Origin of the sequence: Ochrobactrum sp. SFR4 (assembly GCF_019730395.1) — a bacterium.
In the GTDB taxonomy this organism is placed as follows: domain Bacteria; phylum Pseudomonadota; class Alphaproteobacteria; order Rhizobiales; family Rhizobiaceae; genus Pseudochrobactrum.
On record NZ_JAAPBB010000692.1, the window covers coordinates 1 to 279 of the forward strand.

1 protein-coding gene is annotated in these 279 nt (G+C 47.0%); it reads left to right on the forward strand.

What is annotated here, in order from left to right; all coding sequences use genetic code 11:
* Positions 1-279: dihydrodipicolinate synthase family protein (locus HBA93_RS20825; protein ID WP_221724542.1), on the forward strand; the 279-nt coding region annotated here is incomplete at both ends.

Below are 279 nucleotides of genomic sequence, written 5' to 3' on the forward strand. Positions count from 1 at the left end.
GTGACACCTTATTATAATAAGCCAAATCAGCGTGGCCTTTACGCGCATTATTCGGCTGTTGCCAAAGCGATTTCTATTCCTTTGGTGATTTATAATATTCCGGGTCGTTCAATCATTGATATGACGCCGGAAACAATGGGGGCGCTTGTGCGTGACCATAAGAATATTGTTGGCGTGAAAGATGCTACCGGAAAAATCGAACGTGTATCCGAGCAGCGCGCAACGTGCGGGACGGATTTCATTCAGCTTTCCGGTGAAGATGCAACAGCGCTCGGTTTT